The organism is Paraburkholderia sp. BCC1885 (assembly GCF_900996235.1).
Taxonomy (GTDB): domain Bacteria; phylum Pseudomonadota; class Gammaproteobacteria; order Burkholderiales; family Burkholderiaceae; genus Paraburkholderia.
Genome location: NZ_CAAJGM010000230.1, coordinates 298,737 through 317,225 on the forward strand (window position 1 = coordinate 298,737; position 18,489 = coordinate 317,225).

Genomic DNA, 18,489 nt, shown 5'->3' on the forward strand with positions numbered 1-18,489 from the left:
GTCGAGTTTAAACCGGCGAAGCACCGCGCTTCGAAGGCAACGGCGCGCGCTCCGCCGCCTGCTTGATCTGCTGCAAAAACCGCACGGCGCGCGGGCCGACCGGAACGGGCGTCGTTGCGCGCCTCGCTGCCTGGGCTGCGCGCCATCCGCACGGCTGTCATTTGTCGTGCTGCGCGAAAACCAGCTTGTCGCCGTTTTCGAGGATCAACTGCAATTCCTGCGGCGCGCGCATCTGCACGCCGGTGCGCTCGATATGCATGAGCGCGTCGAGATAATCGCCTTCGATCTGGCCACCGGGCGTCGAGCACGCCATCCGCGTGCCCGCAAGCGGCCCGACGCTCAGCTTGCCGTTTTTCAGGCCGTAGGGTCCCGAGTAACGGTTGCAGCCGGAGAAGCCGCTGGCACGGCGCCTGCCGCTTTCCGCCGCGAGCGTCAGCGTGATCGGCTCGCCGCTGTCGGCGCCGGGAATCGCGCGCGCGGTGCCGTCGGCCTGTTGCCAGCCGGTGAGTTGCCATGACGTATCGTCGAGCAATTGCGTCGCGGCCGGGTTGAACGGATCGGGCGGCGGTGCTTTGGCATCCGGATGGGTGGGCATGGCGCAGGCCGCCAGCAGCGCGGTCACGCTGAGCGCGGCAAGCGTGCCGCGGCCCGTCCGACGCACCCGCGCGCCGGCCGGCGCAAGCCGGTGCGTGGCGGATGGCGCAACGCGGGCCGCCAAAAACGGCGCAAAAGCCGTTGCAACACGCGGCGCAAGCAGCGCTGCAACGAGACGCGCAACACGTCGCGCTGTAGACGTTGGGAACATGGCGTCGGTCCTCTTCAAACTGGCGAAGGCGTAAGGGTAACGCACTCAGGTTGCCGCACGCGAGCGCTCCGCGCACGGCGCCGGGCCTCCGGTGCAGAGGTTGCGCATGTTAACATTGCTGATCTACCCATTCCATCTCATCTGACATTTTTCTGGAGACTCCATGCAGATCGGCCAACGGATCGGCACCCCGCTTTCGAACTCGGCGACGCGCGTGATGCTGCTCGGCGCGGGCGAGCTGGGCAAGGAAGTGATCATCGCGTTGCAGCGCCTCGGCGTGGAAGTGATCGCGGTCGACCGTTATCCGAATGCGCCGGGTCATCAGGTGGCGCATCGCGCCCACGTGATCGACATGACCGACCGCGCCGCCCTGCGCGCGCTGGTCGAGCAGGAGCGCCCGCATCTGATCGTGCCGGAAATCGAAGCCATCGCCACCGACGCGCTGGCCGCCATCGAAGCCGACGGCCTCGCCGAAGTGATCCCCACCGCGCGCGCCACGCAACTGACGATGAACCGCGAAGGCATCCGGCGTCTGGCCGCCGAAGAGCTCGGCCTGCCGACTTCGCCTTACGCATTCGCGGATTCGCTCGATGAACTGAAGGCGGGCATTGCGAAGGTCGGTTATCCGTGCGTCGTCAAGCCGGTGATGTCGTCGTCGGGCAAGGGGCAGTCGGTGCTGAAGAGCGACGCCGACGTCGAACCGGCCTGGCAATACGCCATGGCGGGCGGCCGGGTCAATCATGGCCGCGTGATCGTCGAAGGTTTCATCAACTTCGAGTACGAAATCACCCAGTTGACGGTGCGTGCCATCGACCCTGCCAACGGCCAGACCAGCACCTATTTCTGCGATCCGATCGGCCACGTGCAGGTTGCCGGCGACTACGTCGAATCCTGGCAGCCGCAGCCGATGAGCCCGCTCGCGCTTGAACGGTCCCGCGACATTTCGCACAAGGTGACGGCGGCGCTCGGCGGTCGCGGTCTCTTTGGCGTGGAACTTTTCGTGCGCGGCGATGACGTATGGTTTTCGGAAGTCAGCCCGCGTCCGCACGATACCGGCCTCGTCACGCTGTGCTCGCAACGTCTGTCGGAGTTCGAACTGCACGCGCGGGCGATTCTCGGTTTGCCGGTGGATACCTCGCTGCGGGCGCCGGGCGCGTCGGCGGTGATCTATGGCGGCCTGGACGAAGCCGGCATCGCCTTCGAAGGCGTGGCGGCGGCGCTGGCCGTGCCGAATGCGGATCTGCGGCTGTTCGGCAAGCCCGAGAGCTTCGTCAAGCGCCGCATGGGCGTGGCGCTCGCTACCGGCTCGAATACGGACGAAGCCCGCGCCCGCGCGAAGCAGGCAGCGGCAGCGGTGCGGCCGGTGTCGGCAAAATAAGTTGGGGCGACAGGTTTGTCGCCGGCAGGTTGTTGTGGATGGCGTTAATGCCGTGGCCGGCGCCGTCGTGGTTGCCGCGTTCGGCGCATCATCCGCAGCATTGAAGGCAGGAGAAGTACCATGAAGTCAGACACCCGCAAGCTCGCGCGGCTTCGCCGGATTGGCCGCCTCGGTGCGTGGGGCGTTCTGGCCGCGCTGTGCGCGGGGCTCGGTGGGTGTGGTCTTGCGGCGGCGCCGTGCCGGGTGGCGTCGGCGGGTCTGAAAATCGTGCCGGTGGTCGGCCACGTGGCGGCCGCGCCGACCGATGCCTGCGCGGATGTGATCGATCCGTGAACCTTTTCCGCGTGAATGGGCGCTGCTGTCCGGCTCTGTCCTGATGACGCGCCGTCGGCGCTTGCCCTTTCCCTTGTAGGTCTTGCAGGTACCTGGCAGCTTCGAACGCGGACATCCCAAACGAGGACGCAGATGCGCAGCAAATGGCTCATGGTGGTAATCGGTCTGCTCACCGTCAATGCGTGGCTGGGCAACGCGTGGGCCACACCTCCCCGTCTCGCGCAAACGCAGACGAAAAACCGCCAGACCCTCAAATACACCTGCGCCACCGGCAAGATACTGCAGGTCACCTACTGGAACACGGCGAACGGCCAGAGCTTCGCGCTCGTACCCGTCAAAGGGCAAACGCTGCTGTTCGTCAACACACTGGCCGCCTCAGGCGTCAAATACCAGGCGTCCAGCTATACCTGGTGGACCAAAGGTCCGCGCGCCGATCTCTACGACGCCATGGCGGGCGCCAACGCCGCGCCGATTCTGTCCGATTGCGTCACAATCGTGCGATAGCTTGCCGCGAGGCGCCGCCGCGCGCCGTGCTCGACTGTCCGGCTGCGGGCAGCTTTTGCTCCCAGGTAGTAATCTGTTCCCCGCGGCCACGTCGCGCTTTGCTTTATACGTGGCCCTGCGTGTCATCGTCTTCGATCATCCATTCCCGGATCCATTGCGCGGGTGCTGCGTCCGCGCCCGTTCGTCAAGCGAGACTCTCAATGAAAGCATCCGACCTGTTCGTGAAGTCGCTGGAAGCTGAAGGTATCGAATTTGTCTTCGGCATTCCCGGCGAAGAAAATCTCGACCTCCTCGAATCGCTGCGCCGCTCCAAAATCAGGCTGATCCTCACGCGCCATGAGCAGGCGGCCGGCTTCATGGCGGCCACCTACGGGCGTCTGACGGGGCGCATCGGCGTGTGCCTGTCGACGCTCGGCCCCGGCGCAACCAACCTCGTCACCGCCGCGGCCTACGCCCAGCTAGGCGCCATGCCGATGCTGATGGTCACCGGCCAGAAGCCGATCAAGACCAGCAAGCAGGGCCACTTCCAGATCGTCGACGTGGTACGCATGATGGAGCCGCTTACCAAGTACACGCGGCAGATCGTGTCCATCGGCAACATTCCGGCGCTGGTGCGCGAGGCGGTGCGGCAGGCCGAGGAAGAGCGCCCCGGCGCGGCGCATCTGGAATTGCCCGAAGACGTCGCGGACGAAGAGGGCGACGGCAAGCCGATTCCGAAGAGCTTCAGCCGCCGCCCGGTTGCCGAGGAAAAGGCGATTGCGCGGGCAGTCGAGGCCATCACCGGCGCGAAGCATCCGCTTCTGATGATCGGCGCGGGCGGCAATCGCAAGACCACCACCAAGATGCTGCGCGAATTCGTCGACCAGATCGGCATTCCGTTTTTCACCACGCAGATGGGCAAGGGCGTGATCGACGAATCGCATCCGCTGTGGCTCGGCAATGCGACGCTGTCGGACGGCGACTTCGTCCACCGCGCCATCGATCACGCGGATTGCATCATCAACGTGGGCCACGACGTCATCGAGAAGCCGCCGTTTTTCATGCGCAGCGGCGACGCTGGCGAGAAGACCGTGATTCACGTGAATTTTCTCGGCGCCGAAGTCGATCCGGTGTACTTCCCGCAGATCGAAGTGGTGGGCGACATCGCCAACGCGGTGTGGCAGCTCAAGGAGAGCCTGAAAGAGCGCAAGGAGCATTGGGACTTCACGCGCTTCAAGGAGATCAAGGAGCACTTCGACGCGCATCTCGTCAAAGGCCAGCACGACGACCGTTTCCCGATGTACCCGGTGCGGATCGTCAACGACGTCTACGAGACCACGCCGGTGGACGGCATCGTGTGTCTGGACAACGGCATGTACAAGATCTGGTTCGCGCGCTATTACCGCGCCCACGAACCGAATTCGCTGCTGCTCGACAACGCGCTCGCCTCGATGGGCGCGGGGCTGCCGTCGGCAATTGCCACCAAGATCGTGCACCCGGACCGCAAGGTGATGGCGGTGTGCGGCGACGGCGGCTTCATGATGAACTCGCAGGAACTCGAGACGGCGGTGCGTCTGAAGCTCGATCTGGTGGTGCTGATCCTGCGCGACGACGCCTTCGGGATGATCCGCTGGAAGCAGGAGAACATGAACTTCCCCGACTATGGAATGACCTTGCAGAATCCCGATTTCGTGGCCTACGCGCAGAGCTACGGAGCACAGGGCCACCGCATCGAGACGGCCGACGAATTCGCGCCGCTGCTGCGCGAATGTTTTGCGACGCCGGGTGTGCACGTGATCGATCTACCGATCGACTATTCGGACAACGAGCGCGTGCTGAACCGCGAGATCAAGCGCCTGAGCGCGCAACTCTGAGCGGAGCGAAGGGCATGCGGCTTGCTGCGTGAAACCGGCGGAGCCGATTGCATCGAGGAGAACGCGTCATGTTGAAAAAGACTTACCCGTACTACCTGGCAAACGAGGCGGTGGCGGCCAATACCGATCTCGAAGTCACCGACAAATACAGCGGCGAAGTGGCGACCCGCGTCGCCATGGCCGACGCCGCGGCGATCGACAAGGCCATCGGTTATGCGGTGGCGGCGCAGCCCGCGCTACGTGCGTTTCCGCCGTTCAAGCGCCAGGCCGTGCTGGAACACTGCGTGAGCCGCTTTCGCGAGCGCTTCGACGAACTGGCGATGGCGCTGTGCATCGAAGCGGGCAAGCCGATCAACGATTCGCGCGGCGAAGTCACGCGCCTGATCGACACGTTCAAGGTGGCGGCGGAGGAGGCGGTGCGCATCGACGGTGAGATCGTCAATCTGGAGATTTCGCCGCGCGCCAAGGGCTATCACGGTTATGTCAAGCGCGTGCCGATCGGGCCGTGCTCGTTCATCTCGCCGTTCAATTTCCCGCTCAACCTGACGGCGCACAAAGTGGCGCCGGCGCTGGCGGCGGGCGTGCCGTTCGTGCTAAAGCCGGCCAGCCGCACGCCGGTCGGGGCGCTGATCATGGGCGAGATCCTCGCGGAAACGGATCTGCCCAAGGGCGCATTTTCGATCCTGCCGGCCCACCGCGACGGCGCGGACCTGTTCACCACCGACGAGCGCTTCAAGCTGCTGTCCTTCACCGGCTCGCCGGCGGTGGGCTGGGATCTGAAGAAAAAGGCCGGCAAGAAAAAGGTGATTCTGGAACTGGGCGGCAACGCGGCGGCCATCGTGGACGGCGATCAGGGCGGCAAGCTCGACTACGTGGTCGACCGGCTGGCGTTCGGCGCGTTCTATCAGTCGGGGCAGAGCTGCATCGGCGTGCAGCGCATTCTGATCCACGCGAGCATCTACGACGCATTGCGCGAGAAGCTGATTGCCAAAACGAAGTCGCTGGTCATGGGCGATCCGAAGGACGAAAAGACCTTCGTCGGACCGATGATTTCCGAGTCGGAATCGAAGCGGCTGGCCGGCTGGATGGAAGCCGCGGTGCTCGACGGCGCGAAAATCGTGGCCGGCGGCAAGGTGGAAGGGGCCAATTTCGAGGCGACCCTGCTCGAAAACGTCAAGCGCGATTCGGACCTGTATCGCAAGGAGGCCTTCGGCCCGGTGGCGATTCTGGAGCGCTTCGACGACTTCGACCGGGCGCTCGAAACCGTTAACGACAGCGACTTCGGCCTGCAGGCTGGCGTGTTCACCGATTCGCTCGCCCATGCGCATCAGGCGTGGGACCGGCTGGAAGTGGGCGGCGTGGTGATCAATGACGTGCCGTCGTTCCGGGTGGACAACATGCCATACGGCGGGGTCAAGGATTCGGGGCTCGGGCGCGAGGGCATTCGCTACGCCATCGAGGATATGACCGAACTGCGGCTGATGGTGATGCGCGAGACGTGGTGATCCGGCAGGCGGGCCGCTGGCGTGTGAGATTGGCGGCCGGTTTTGCGCCGCGCGGCCGGCACCGCGCGGCCCGGCACCGGCGCGTGGCCGCTGTCACAGGACTGTCGTCTGCCTGGCCTAGTCTGTGCGGGCCAGCGGCCGTTTCCGGGCGGCCGCGCCCCGTTGGCGCGGCACGTGAGCAGAAAGCGGGCGGACGCGCCATGAGTGTTTTTGCTGAAGTGCTACAATACCGGCCTTTCCGGCGGGTGTTTCCGTCGGCCGGAGCCGGCTGCATTCTTCCCTGACTAAATCGGGTACCGTGCGGCACGCCGTGGCTCCGCTTCATCCTGATGCCCTCCGCGGCCCCGGCCGCTGCCGCGCCCCCCGCGCAGGCGCATTTTTAGCGAAAGCCACCATGTCCGACACAGCCGTCACGCCCAGTACCGCGACCTTTGACCAGTTTGGCCTAGCGCCTGACATCCTGAAAGCCATCGTCGAGCAGGGCTATACGACGCCCACGCCGATCCAGGAGCAGGCGATTCCGGTCGTTCTGTCAGGGCGCGACGTCATGGGCGCCGCCCAGACGGGTACGGGCAAGACCGCCAGCTTTTCCCTGCCGATCATCCAGCGTCTGCTGCAGCACGCGAGCACGAGCGCCTCGCCGGCCCGTCACCCGGTGCGCGCCCTGATCCTCACGCCGACCCGCGAGCTGGCCGACCAGGTCGCCGCCAACGTGCACGCTTACGCGAAGCACACGGCGCTGCGCAGCGCCGTGGTGTTCGGCGGCGTGGACATGAATCCGCAGTCCGAGCAACTGCGCCGCGGCGTCGAAATTCTGATCGCGACGCCTGGGCGTCTGCTCGATCACGTGCAGCAGAAGACGGCCAATCTGGGCCAGGTGCAGATGCTGGTGCTCGACGAAGCCGACCGCATGCTCGACATGGGCTTCCTGCCGGATCTGCAACGCATTCTGAATCTGCTGCCGAAGGAACGTCAGACGCTGCTGTTTTCGGCGACTTTCTCCGGTGAAATCAAGAAGCTGGCCGCGACCTACCTGCGCAACCCGCAGACCATCGAAGTGGCGCGCAGCAATTCGACCGCGACCAACGTCACGCAGACGGTGTACGAAGTCGCCGAGGGCGACAAGACCGGCGCCGTGGTGCAACTGATTCGCGAGCGCGGTTTGAAGCAGGTCATCGTGTTCTGCAATAGCAAGATCGGCGCGAGCCGTCTCGCGCGCAGTCTCGAACGCGATGGCGTCGTGGCGACGGCGATCCACGGCGATCGCACGCAAAACGAGCGTATGCAGGCGCTGGACGCGTTCAAGCGCGGTGAAATCGAAGCGCTGGTGGCCACGGATGTCGCCGCGCGCGGCCTGGATATTGCCGAATTGCCGGCGGTGATCAACTTCGATCTGCCGTTCAATGCGGAAGATTATGTGCACCGGATCGGCCGTACCGGACGTGCCGGTGCTTCCGGCGACGCGCTTTCGCTGTGCAGCCCGAATGAGCGCAAGCAGCTTGCCGATATCGAGAAGCTGATCAAGCGGCCTTTGGACGTGCAACGCCTGACGGTCGATGTGCCGGTGCGGCATCATCCTGAAGAGCGTGCGCCGCGGCGTGAACGTGAAGCGCGTGATGAGCGCGGTGGACGTCGGCGTGCTGGCGGTTCTTCCGGGTCGGGCGCGGCTTCGTTTGAGCGGCCGCATCATCATCGGCAGGCGCCGGTGGATGATTTCTTTTCGAAGCCTTATGAGCCATCGCCTTCGGCTAGTCGCAAGACCGATGACGTTGATGTAGGGGCGCAAAAGCCGGTTTCGAAGCAGCCGCTGGCTGCGTTGTTGGGTGGGTTTGGGATGCCTGTCAGGAAGAGTACTTCGTCGTAGTTGGTTTTTGTTGTTGTTGCCTGCGGCGCTTTGGTGATGGTTCCTGTTGCTGCTTTGGCCTTTCCTTGCGTTCTTGTCGGTTTGCCTGGGTTGCCCCGTGCGGGGCGGCACCTACTTTTCTTTAGCCTATCGTCTCGGCGGCTTTCTCATTCGACCCCGCTCGCCCACGCTTTGATGGCGGCGTTGTAGAACGATTCCAGCGAGCTATGTGTTTGGCCGTTCATTTCCAGCTTCAGATGCCGCGCGGCTGCGTGTAATGCGTCTAGCGGACGGCTCGTGTCGAGTGCGGTTGCGCCGGTCTGCTTGCTGAGTTTTTCGCCTTGGCTGTTCGTGACCACCGGGACATGCAGATAAGCCGGCGTGGGTACGGACAGGCAGCGCTGCAGATAAATCTGGCGCGCTGTCGAATCCATCAGGTCCGCGCCTCGCACGATGTGAGTGATGTCTGCGTCCGCGTCGTCTACCACCACCGCCAGTTGATATGCCCACTGGTCGTCTGCGCGTCGCAGCACGAAATCGCCGACTTCGGTCGCCAGGTTCTGGGTCTGCATGCCCTGCCAGCGGTCTTCGAAGGTGATCGTTGCGGAGCGTGGCTCACTCGTTCCCGCTGCGCGTTTTTCGGTGCGCTCGCCGTCACCCTCGTCCGGCACGCGCAAGCGCCATGCTCGCGCGGGTTTGCCGTGCAGGCCGGTGCGGCAGGTGCCGGGGTAAGCGAGAGTGGTGTTGCGGGTATGCGCGTTCAGCAGGGAATCGCTGATCTCTTTGCGGGTGCAACCGCACGGATACACCAGGCCGGCGCCCCGCAGTTGGTCTAGCGCCTGTTGATAGCGTGCAAGGCGCGCGCTTTGCCAGATGGGCGGTTCGTCCGCGCGCAGGCCGAACCGGTCGAGCGTCGAGAGGATGTCTTCGGCTGCGCCTGGCACGGTACGCGGGCCGTCGATGTCTTCGATGCGCACCAGCCATACGCCGTCATGCGCGCGTGCGTCCAGCCAACTCGCCAGCGCGCTGACGAGCGAGCCGAAATGCAATGGACCGGTGGGCGAAGGCGCGAAGCGGCCGCGATAGCTCATGTTCGGGTTCTCGATCCGCCGCTTTTTTTGCGGTTGTCTTTACGCCTGCCGTTGTCCCGGTGCGCGCGCGGTGCCGTCGCCAATGCGCAGGCTGCCGCGACGCTCACGCCGCGCGTGCGGCGTTTCGCTCCGGATGGCACTCCGGGCAGGTTTTGCCGGGCACGTAGAGCGGCGACTGCTGGGCTTCCGGGCTGACCACCGCGCGGCAGCCGAAGCATTGCGCCGTCGCCGTCGGTTTGAGGGCGGGGTCGAGCGCCGTGCGGTAGTCGAAGACGAAGCATTCGCCGTGGTAATGCGCGCCGCCCACTTCCTCGAAATACTTCAGGATGCCGCCTTCGAGCTGGTACACGTTCTCGATGCCGACTTCCTTCATGTGGATCGCCGCCTTCTCGCAACGGATGCCGCCCGTACAGAAGGACACCACCGTCTTGCCTTCCAGGTCCGCGCGGTTCTGTTCGATGACGGCTGGAAACTCGCTGAATTTGGTAATGCGGTAGTCGAGCGCGTCATCAAATGTGCCGACGTCGACTTCGAATGCGTTGCGTGTGTCGAGCATCACCACGGGGCGGCCCGCGTCGTCGTGGCCGCGGTCGAGCCAGGCCTTCAGCGTAGGCGCATCCACCGACGGCGCGCGGCCCAGTTCCGGGCGGATCGCCGGCTTCTTCATGGTGATGATTTCGCGCTTCAGCTTCACCAGCATGCGGCGGAACGGCTGCTTCTCCGACACGCTCTCCTTGAACTGCAGATTGGCAAACTTGCCTTCGAACAGCGGATCGTGGCGGATGTAGTCGATAAACGCGTTTGCCGCTTCCGGCGAACCTGCGACGAACAGGTTGATGCCCTCCGGCGCGAGTAGGATCGTGCCGCGCAAACCAAGGGCGTTGCACCGCTCGGTGACGAGCGGGCGCCATTCGGCAGTGGCTTCGAGGGTCGCGAATTGATAGGCGGCTAGGTTGATGATGCTCATGATGGTCCAGCAGTAAAGTGGCCAATGGCGCAGCAAACAGCGCGAGCGGCACAATAGGGCCACCCGCGTGGCGCAGCCACGACCGAACAGGGCGAAACCCGTATTATCCCTCAACCCGCTGGATTGCCCGAGTCGGCCGAATGGCTATCCGGTTGCGATAGCGCAAGAGGCCGGTCAATTGTGGCCGACGGAACACGCTGCGTTGCCGGGGAGCCGCGTCGCGCGGACGATTCGCCGGGCCGACCGCCGCGGGCGCGGCACGAGCCATGCATCGCGCGCATGTCGCCCCTGGCCAGATGGCTAACGCGTCGGTTTCGGCCCAAATCTTCCGGAGGGTGGAGTTACAATAACGCCCATGTCAGATCCTCGCTTCGTTCACCTCCGCGTTCACTCCGAATTCTCGATTGCCGATGGCATCGTGCGCCTTGACGACATCGTCGCGGCCGCGGCCAAAGACGGTCAGGGCGCGCTCGCGCTCACCGACCTCGGCAACGCCTTCGGCCTCGTCCGTTTCTACAAGGAAGCTCGCGGCAAAGGGGTCAAACCCATTGCCGGCTGCGACATCTGGATCACCAATCCGGACGACCGCGACAAGCCCTCGCGATTGCTGCTGCTGGTCAAGGACAAGCGCGGCTATCTGAATCTGTGCGAGTTGCTTACGAAAGCGTGGCTCACCAATCAGTATCGTGGCCGTGCGGAAGTGGAAGCCGGCTGGCTCGAAAGTGGGCTGGGTGAAGGGCTGCTGGCGCTGTCCGGCGCGCAGCAGGGCGACATCGGCATGGCGCTCGCCGCCGGTAATGAAGAAGCGGCGCGGCGCAACGCGCAACATTGGGCCAAGGTTTTCCCCAACGGTTTTTATATCGAGCTGCAGCGCTGTGGTCAGGCGGGCGGCGAGGCATACGTGCAGCAGGCGGTGACGCTGGCAGCTTCGTTGAAACTGCCGGTGGTCGCCACGCATCCACTGCAGTTCATGACGCCCGACGACTTCACCGCGCACGAAGCGCGCGTGTGTATTTCGGAAGGCGACATGCTCGCCAATCCGCGGCGCCAGAAACGCTTTACCACCGAGCAGTATTTCCGCTCGCAAGCAGAGATGGCCGCGCTGTTCGCGGACATTCCCTCGGCGCTCGCCAATACCGTTGAAATTGCGCGCCGTTGCAATCTCACGCTCGAACTCGGCAAGCCGAAGCTGCCGCTGTTCCCCACGCCGGACGGCATGTCGCTCGACGATTACCTCGTGCATCTGTCGAAGGAAGGGCTTGAAAAGCGCCTCGAGCAGTTGTACCCGAACGAGGCGGAGCGCGAAGCCCAGCGCGAGACGTATTACAAGCGCCTCGAATTCGAGTGCGGCACGATCATCAAGATGGGCTTTCCGGGCTACTTCCTGATCGTGGCGGACTTCATCAACTGGGCCAAGAACAACGGCGTGCCGGTGGGACCGGGCCGGGGCTCGGGCGCCGGCTCGCTGGTCGCCTACGCGCTCGGCGTGACTGACCTCGACCCGCTGCGCTACAACCTGCTGTTCGAACGTTTCCTGAATCCGGAACGGGTGTCGATGCCTGACTTCGACATCGACTTCTGCCAGCACGGCCGCGATCGCGTGATTCAGTACGTGAAGGAAAAGTACGGCGCGGATGCGGTCTCGCAGATCGCCACCTTCGGCACGATGGCGGCGAAGGCGGCGGTGCGCGACATCGGCCGCGTGCTCGATCTCGGCTATATGTTTACGGACGGTATCGCCAAGCTGATTCCGTTCAAGCCCGGCAAGCACGTCACGATTGCCGACGCGATGAAGGAAGAGCCGCTCTTGCAGGAGCGCTTCGACAACGAAGACGAAGTGCACCAGTTGATCGAACTCGCGCAGCGCGTGGAAGGCTTGACGCGTAACGTCGGCATGCACGCGGGCGGGGTGCTGATCGCGCCCGGCAAACTCACCGACTTCTGCCCGCTGTACACGCAGGGCGACGAAAGCGGCGTCGTGAGCCAGTACGACAAGGACGACGTGGAAGCGGTCGGCCTGGTCAAGTTCGACTTTTTGGGCCTGACCACGCTGACGATTCTGGACTGGGCCGAGCGCTATATCCGCCGTCTCGATCCGTCGAAGCAGGACTGGTCGCTCGCGCAGGTGCCGCTCGACGACCCGGCCTCGTTCACGATCCTCAAGAAGGCCAATACGGTCGCCGTGTTCCAGCTGGAAAGCCGCGGCATGCAAGGCATGCTGAAAGACGCGCAGCCGGACCGCTTCGAGGACATCATCGCGCTGGTGGCGCTGTATCGTCCGGGCCCGATGGACCTGATCCCGAGCTTCTGTGCGCGTAAGCACGGCCGCGAAGTGGTCGAGTATCCCGATCCGCGCGTCGAGCCCATCCTGAAAGAGACCTACGGCATCATGGTCTATCAGGAGCAGGTGATGCAGATGGCGCAGATCATCGGCGGTTACTCGCTCGGTGGCGCTGACTTGCTGCGTCGCGCGATGGGTAAGAAGAAGGCCGAGGAGATGGCCGAGCACCGCGCGTTGTTCCGCGAAGGTGCAGCGAAGAATGGTCTGACCGGCGAGAAGGCCGACGAAATCTTCGACTTGATGGAGAAGTTCGCCGGCTACGGCTTCAACAAGTCGCACGCGGCGGCGTATGCGCTGCTCGCGTACCACACTGCATGGCTGAAGGCGCACCATCCGGCCGAATTCATGGCGGCGAATATGTCGCTTGCCATGGACGACACCGACAAGGTCAAGATCCTGTTCGAAGACTGCATCACGAACAAGATGGCCGTGTTGCCGCCGGACATCAATCTGTCCGCATATCGTTTCGAGCCGGTGGCGGAAGCGGACGGCAAGCGTTCGAAGACGATCCGCTACGGGCTGGGCGCCATCAAGGGCAGCGGCCAGAACGCGATCGAAGAAATCTTGCGGGCGCGCGAAGAAGGTCCGTTCATCGACCTGTTCGATTTCTGCAACCGCATCGACCGCCGCGTGGTGAATCGCCGCACCGTAGAAGCGTTGATTCGTGCTGGCGCGTTCGACACGCTGCATGCAAATCGCGCGCAATTGATCGCGTCGGTCTCGCTTGCCATGGAAGCCGCCGACCAGGCCAGCGCCAACGCGATGCAGGCCGGCCTGTTCGACATGGGCGACGCGCCTTCGCAGGGCCATGAACTGATCGACGAGCCCGAGTGGCCGGAAAAGAAGAAGTTGCAGGAAGAGAAGGGCGCGCTCGGCTTTTATCTGTCGGGCCACCTGTTTGATGCCTATAAGGACGAAGTGCGCCGTTTCGCGCGGCAGAAAATCGGCGAGTTGAAGGAAGGGCGCGACAAGCTGATCGCCGGGGTAATCGCTTCGCTGCGCACGCAGATGACCCAGCGCGGCAAGATGCTGATCGCGGTGCTCGACGATGGCACCGGTCAATGCGAAGTGACGGTATTTAACGAGACCTTCGAAGCCCACAAGCCGCTCTTCAAGGAAGACGAACTGCTGGTGGTGCAAGGCCAGGCACGTAACGACGCGTTTACGGGCGGCATCCGCTTCACGGTCGAAACCGTGATGGATCTCGGCCGCGCTCGCTGCCGTTATGCGGAGGCGGTGAAGGTGCAGATGAACGGCAACGCCGACGCGCTCGCACTGCGTCGCGTGCTGGAGGCGCATAGCGCCGGCGCGGATGAGCCGCAAGCGGCGCAGGCCCCGGCCGTGCCGGCGCGCGGCGGTGGCGGCGGTTTCGGTGGCGGTCGCAACGGTGGTGGTTTCGGCGGCGATGGTGGCCGTCAGCGCCAGGCCGTGCAAATTCCGAACGGCCTTGCGGTGCAGATCGTTTATCGCAGCGAGAATGCAGAAGGCGAGGTGCGCCTCGGCGACGCATGGCGTGTCAAGCCCACGGACGAACTGCTTGCGGCGCTGCGCGGCGAGTTTGCCGGAAGTTCAATCGAGATCGTCTATTGAATCCGCCTGGCGCCCCCGCCCGCCCAGGCGCGCCAGCTTCAAAAACCGGTAATACACCGTCTCCGCGTTGAACATCGCGATCATAAAACCGGCGCGGCCATCGAGAAATCCGCGCCGCAGCGCGTAAGTGCGGAAGAACGCCCACGCTCCGCGTCCCAGCGCTTTGCCGAAGCTGCCACTTTTACCCGCCGCGTAGCGTTGCTTAGCACCCGCAGTCGAGTATGCGTCGAGCTTGCGCAGCACGGTTTCGAGGTCTTCATACGAGTAATGCATCAGCTTGCCCGTCAGGCGTTGCGCGGGGGTGTCGAAAACGAGGCGCTCGTGCACGAGGTCGTCGGAGAAGCGGGCGGCGCCGCGTTTGAACAGGCGTGGGATCCAGTCGGGATACCAGCCGCTGTGCCGGATCCAGTGGCCGCAGAAGCTCGACAGGCGGTCCACCGCGTATACATCGGCGGCCGGCGCGGCGATCGCGGCGCGGATCGCGGCAGCAAGTTCCGGCGTGACGATTTCGTCGGCGTCGATGGAGAGGATCCAGTCGGTGTCGAGCGCGTCGAGCGCGCGGTTTTTCTGCGGCCCGAAGCCGGGCCAGTCGGGCTGCTGCAAGACCCGTGCGCCATGCGCCTCGGCAATCTCGACGGTGCCGTCGGTGCTGCCGCCGTCGATTACGACGACCGCGTCGGCGAAGGCCACCGCCGTGAGGCACTCGGCCAGGCGCGGCGCCGCATTTTTAGTGATGAGGGCGACGCCGAGGGTGGTTTCTTTCATGCCTGAGTAGCGTGGAGGGTGCAAAGTGGGCAAAACGCGTCGCGCAAGTATACACAGCACGGCACGCGGGACGTCGTCGCGACCTGGCGATATCCGCGCCGGCAGGCGGCGTCGTCCGCCGAAAGCGCGCTGTCAGGCAGGTGTCAGCCGGGTACAACGGCTCCGGCGTGGCAACTGTCCAAGCGATTACAATGCGATATTTTGTGCGACCGCCTATACGATGGCCGCACGTTGTTCGCTTTTCCAGAGGATTCCTTGAGCACGAAGTCCACTTTAAGCAAAGTCATCGGTTCAAAAGGCGACGCCACTTCGCCTAACGCCTTGCTGCGTCGCCTGTGGCCGTACATCAAGCCGGTCCTGTGGACCCTGATAGGTGCGATTATCGCCATGGCCGTCAGCGCCGGCACCGACTCGCTGATCGGTCTGCTGCTCAAGCCGCTGCTGGACCACGGTTTCGGCGCGAACGCAATGCATGGCCTGACATGGATGGTGCCGATCTGCATACTGGGGCTCGCGGTGGTGCGGGGCGTTTCCCAATATGCATCCGGTTACCTGCTCGCGTACATCTCGAATACGGTGCTATTGCGCCTGCGTCTGGAAATGTTCGAGCGGCTGGTGCACACCAGCGTCGGCTTCTTTCAGCGCGAGACGGCAAGCACGGTCATCAATGCCATCGTTTTCGAGGTCAACCAGATTCTCAATGTGCTGTTGGGCGTGTTGATTACGCTGGTGCGCGATTCGCTGACGGTTCTGTTCCTGCTGGGCGCCCTGTTCTGGCTGGACTGGAAGCTGACGCTGATCGTCGCGGTGATGCTGCCTGCCATCGGCTGGATCATCGGCAAGATCAACCGGAAGCTGCGCCGGCTCAACCGCGAAAACCAGTTGCTCACCAATGAACTGTCCTACATCGTCGAGGAGGCGGTGGGCGGCTACAAGGTGGTCAAGGTACACAACGGCGAGCAGTACGAGATGAATCGCTTTGCCGAAATGAGCCGGCGCCTGCGCGGGTACTCGCTGCGGATGACCACGTCCGGTGGACTTGCCCAGCCGCTCACCCAGTTTCTGGTGTCGATCGCAATCGCGGTGGTGGTCACGATCGCGGTCGTGCAATCGGCGCACGGCGGCACGACGGTGGGCAGCTTCGCTGCATTCATCACCTCGATGCTGATGATCGTCTCGCCGCTCAAGCACCTGATGGACGTCAACCAGCCGCTGCAACGCGGCATGACCGCGGCTGAACTGATTTTCGGCCTGATCGACGAGCCGGCCGAACCCCAGGGCGGCGGCAAGCCGCTCGAGCACGCCTCCGGCGAAGTCGAATTCCGCGCGGTCTCGTTCAACTATGGCGCGACCAGCACGCACGCCCGGCAGACCCTCGATCACGTGTCGTTCAAGGTTGCGCCCGGCGAAATGGTGGCGCTGGTTGGTCCGTCGGGTAGCGGCAAGAGCACGCTCGTCAATCTGTTGCCGCGTTTCTTCGACCCGACGGACGGCGAGATCCTGGTCGACGGCGTCGCCTTGCCAGAGTACGGCATTCACGCGCTGCGCAGCCAGATCGCGATGGTGAGCCAGGACGTCGTGCTGTTTAACGACACGATCGCGCACAACGTCGCCTACGGCCAGGCCGCTGATGCGGAGAAGGTCAAGGCGGCGCTGCAGGCCGCGAATCTGTGGGACACCGTGCAAGCCATGCCGAAGGGGACCGAGACGCTGGTCGGCGACAATGGCCTGATGCTCTCGGGCGGCCAGCGCCAGCGTCTGGCCATCGCTCGCGCCATCTACAAGGATGCGCCCATCCTGATTCTCGACGAAGCCACGTCGGCGCTCGATTCGGAATCGGAGCGCCATGTCCAGGCGGCGCTGGAAACGCTGATGAAGGGGCGCACCACGCTCGTCATCGCGCACCGCCTCTCCACCATCGAGCGCGCGGACCGGATTCTGGTGCTCGAAGCCGGCTGCATCGTCGAGCGCGGCAGCCATCGCGAGTTGCTGGAGCAGGACGGCCTCTACGCGCATCTGCACCGCATCCAGTTCCAGCAAAATGCGGCGTAATAATTGCGACATGCGTTGAAAGTTAAACGCATCTTTGTTGTGCTCTAATCCCTGCCGTGCCGGCGTCTCTCGCCGGCGCGTGCCGCGGCCGGATGCGGGCCATGCCCGGCTATCTTCCCTTGACGTTTGATCCGACGCCCTGCGCGTGACCGTCTGAATAATGAAAATCGGACTCTCCAGTAATGCGCTGAAACATAGTGGCGGCCTCGAGCGCTATGCAATGGATCTGGTGCGCGGCTTTGCCGCCAAGGGCGTCCAGCTGGCATTCTTCGCACGCCGATTCGACCTGTCCGTGCCGGAGAGCCGGATGGTCGAGGCGCATCGCATCAACGTGTCGTTCCTACCAGGAAAGCTGCGCGACGCCTGGTTCAACTGGCGGCTGCGCGCCGCGCGCCGCGCGGCCAAGGTCGACGTGCTGATCGGCTGCAACCGTGTGGATTCGTCGGAAATCGCCATCTGCGGCGGCACTCATCTCGGTTTTCTGCGCGCTACCGGACGGCCGCAAAAACGTTCGGATGACTGGCAAATCGCGCTCGAGCGTCGCCAGTACGCACGTTCGCGGGTGATCGTCGCGCACTCGCAATTGATGCATGACGAGCTGCGCGAACTGTACGGCGTTGCGCAAACCAAAATTCGCGTGCTGTATCCGCCGGTCGACGGCGCGCGCTTCACCCCGGTGGACGCGGGCAAACGCGCCGAACTGCGGCGTAAATTCGGCTTCGCGGATCACGAAGTGGTGCTGCTGTTCCCATCGAGCAGCCATGAGCGCAAGGGCTTGCCGCTCATCGAAGCCGCGCTGCGCGGCACGAACTTGCCGGTGGTGCTCGCGGTGGCCGGGCGCCCGCCCGCTTACACGTCGGAGCGGCTGCGCTATATCGGTTACGTGAAAGACATCGAGGACGGCTACCGGGCGGCCGATTTCACGCTTCTCGCGTCGAAGTACGAGCCATTTGGGCTCGTCGGCGTCGAATCGGTGATGTGCGGCACGCCGGTGATCTTCCCGTCGAGCATCGGTTGCTGCGATGCGATTGCACCGCATGCGAAGTTCGTGTTCGCTCCGGACGACGAGGCGGATCTGCGTGCGACCATCGAGCGCGCGGTACAGGAGCGGCTCGCCGCAGCGCCTCGCGAGCCAATGGATGTGGCCCGCGGCGCGGTGCTGTACGACGCCAGTGTGGCTGGCCATGTCGATGCCTTGCTGGCTCTGACGGCGTCTGTCGACGGCGGAGCTTGACCAGTGCGAGCGGCCTGCCGAAACGACCAGCGCGGGTTGGGCGAAAGCCCGCGCAGCCCCGTCCGCGCTGCTTTCCGGCGGGGGGCGCATGTTATAATTTGCAAATATAGAGCCCGCGCACTAATTCAAGGGCCAACCAGTCCATTTTTTCACTTCGCTTTTCGTGCCGGCGCAGTCAGACGGCGGGTGCAAGGCGCCCGTAGTCACCGCGCCCATGGTGCCGTGCGC

Annotated in this window: 13 protein-coding genes; 9 read left to right on the forward strand and 4 right to left on the reverse strand. The window is 64.1% G+C overall.

Going from position 1 to position 18,489, the window contains the following annotated elements; genetic code table 11:
- Positions 1 to 157 precede the first annotated feature (157 nt).
- A complete protein-coding gene (locus FQ755_RS29190; RefSeq protein WP_144159094.1) occupies positions 158 to 805 on the reverse strand; it encodes an META domain-containing protein in 648 nt (215 codons plus the stop codon).
- Between the two features lie 163 nt (positions 806 to 968).
- On the opposite strand from FQ755_RS29190, the gene purT reads away from it, so the two are divergent.
- The 6 genes from purT (at position 969) to FQ755_RS29220 (ending at position 8,242) form a co-directional block, all read left to right on the forward strand.
- Entirely contained in the window at positions 969 to 2,183 is a 1,215-nt protein-coding gene (gene purT / locus FQ755_RS29195) for a formate-dependent phosphoribosylglycinamide formyltransferase (RefSeq protein WP_144159097.1), read from the forward strand.
- 120 nt (positions 2,184 to 2,303) lie between these two features.
- Entirely contained in the window at positions 2,304 to 2,516 is a 213-nt protein-coding gene (locus tag FQ755_RS29200; protein ID WP_144159101.1) for a DUF6726 family protein, read from the forward strand.
- Positions 2,517 to 2,648: 132 nt separating this feature from the next.
- Entirely contained in the window at positions 2,649 to 3,020 is a 372-nt protein-coding gene (locus FQ755_RS29205) for an MliC family protein (protein ID WP_409937779.1), read from the forward strand.
- A 200-nt stretch (positions 3,021 to 3,220) separates the two neighbouring features.
- Complete coding sequence (locus FQ755_RS29210) at positions 3,221 to 4,873, forward strand: acetolactate synthase large subunit (protein WP_144159104.1); 1,653 nt, start codon at positions 3,221 to 3,223, stop codon at positions 4,871 to 4,873.
- Between the two features lie 68 nt (positions 4,874 to 4,941).
- Entirely contained in the window at positions 4,942 to 6,378 is a 1,437-nt protein-coding gene (locus FQ755_RS29215; protein WP_144159107.1) for an aldehyde dehydrogenase family protein, read from the forward strand.
- A 394-nt stretch (positions 6,379 to 6,772) separates the two neighbouring features.
- A complete protein-coding gene (locus FQ755_RS29220) occupies positions 6,773 to 8,242 on the forward strand; it encodes a DEAD/DEAH box helicase (protein WP_144159110.1) in 1,470 nt (489 codons plus the stop codon).
- A gap of 146 nt (positions 8,243 to 8,388) precedes the next feature.
- On the opposite strand, the gene gluQRS is transcribed toward FQ755_RS29220, so the two are convergent.
- Positions 8,389 to 9,312 (reverse strand): tRNA glutamyl-Q(34) synthetase GluQRS, encoded by a 924-nt coding sequence (gene gluQRS / locus FQ755_RS29225; RefSeq protein WP_144159113.1) that lies wholly within the window; start codon positions 9,310 to 9,312, stop codon positions 8,389 to 8,391.
- Positions 9,313 to 9,415: 103 nt separating this feature from the next.
- Positions 9,416 to 10,279, reverse strand: a complete 864-nt coding sequence (locus FQ755_RS29230; protein WP_144159116.1) for a sulfurtransferase — start codon at positions 10,277 to 10,279, stop codon at positions 9,416 to 9,418.
- Positions 10,280 to 10,625: 346 nt separating this feature from the next.
- On the opposite strand from FQ755_RS29230, the gene dnaE reads away from it, so the two are divergent.
- On the forward strand, positions 10,626 to 14,210 hold the full coding sequence (dnaE, locus tag FQ755_RS29235; RefSeq protein ID WP_144159119.1) for a DNA polymerase III subunit alpha: 3,585 nt from the start codon (positions 10,626 to 10,628) through the stop codon (positions 14,208 to 14,210).
- Here the strand turns inward: dnaE and FQ755_RS29240 are convergent.
- Positions 14,190 to 14,975, reverse strand: coding sequence for a glycosyltransferase family 2 protein (locus tag FQ755_RS29240; RefSeq protein ID WP_144159122.1), 786 nt, complete (start codon positions 14,973 to 14,975; stop codon positions 14,190 to 14,192). The genes dnaE and FQ755_RS29240 overlap by 21 nt on opposite strands.
- Positions 14,976 to 15,230: 255 nt before the next feature.
- Between FQ755_RS29240 and msbA the strand changes: the two genes are divergently transcribed.
- Both msbA and FQ755_RS29250 read left to right on the forward strand, forming a co-directional pair.
- Positions 15,231 to 17,027, forward strand: a complete 1,797-nt coding sequence (gene msbA, locus FQ755_RS29245; protein ID WP_144159125.1) for a lipid A export permease/ATP-binding protein MsbA — start codon at positions 15,231 to 15,233, stop codon at positions 17,025 to 17,027.
- Positions 17,028 to 17,187: 160 nt separating this feature from the next.
- Positions 17,188 to 18,261, forward strand: a complete 1,074-nt coding sequence (locus FQ755_RS29250; RefSeq protein ID WP_186308689.1) for a glycosyltransferase family 4 protein — start codon at positions 17,188 to 17,190, stop codon at positions 18,259 to 18,261.
- The last annotated feature ends 228 nt before the right edge of the window (positions 18,262 to 18,489 follow it).

Excerpts from the sequence above, each read along its gene's own strand:
- FQ755_RS29190 (WP_144159094.1), bottom strand. The coding sequence starts at position 805 with ATGTTCCCAACGTCTACAGCGCGACGTGTTGCGCGTCTCGTTGCAGCG.
- purT (WP_144159097.1), top strand. The coding sequence starts at position 969 with ATGCAGATCGGCCAACGGATCGGCACCCCGCTTTCGAACTCGGCGACG.
- FQ755_RS29200 (WP_144159101.1), top strand. The coding sequence starts at position 2,304 with ATGAAGTCAGACACCCGCAAGCTCGCGCGGCTTCGCCGGATTGGCCGC.
- FQ755_RS29205 (WP_409937779.1), top strand. The coding sequence starts at position 2,649 with ATGCGCAGCAAATGGCTCATGGTGGTAATCGGTCTGCTCACCGTCAAT.
- FQ755_RS29210 (WP_144159104.1), top strand. The coding sequence starts at position 3,221 with ATGAAAGCATCCGACCTGTTCGTGAAGTCGCTGGAAGCTGAAGGTATC.
- FQ755_RS29215 (WP_144159107.1), top strand. The coding sequence starts at position 4,942 with ATGTTGAAAAAGACTTACCCGTACTACCTGGCAAACGAGGCGGTGGCG.
- FQ755_RS29220 (WP_144159110.1), top strand. The coding sequence starts at position 6,773 with ATGTCCGACACAGCCGTCACGCCCAGTACCGCGACCTTTGACCAGTTT.
- gluQRS (WP_144159113.1), bottom strand. The coding sequence starts at position 9,312 with ATGAGCTATCGCGGCCGCTTCGCGCCTTCGCCCACCGGTCCATTGCAT.
- FQ755_RS29230 (WP_144159116.1), bottom strand. The coding sequence starts at position 10,279 with ATGAGCATCATCAACCTAGCCGCCTATCAATTCGCGACCCTCGAAGCC.
- FQ755_RS29240 (WP_144159122.1), bottom strand. The coding sequence starts at position 14,975 with ATGAAAGAAACCACCCTCGGCGTCGCCCTCATCACTAAAAATGCGGCG.
- FQ755_RS29250 (WP_186308689.1), top strand. The coding sequence starts at position 17,188 with ATGAAAATCGGACTCTCCAGTAATGCGCTGAAACATAGTGGCGGCCTC.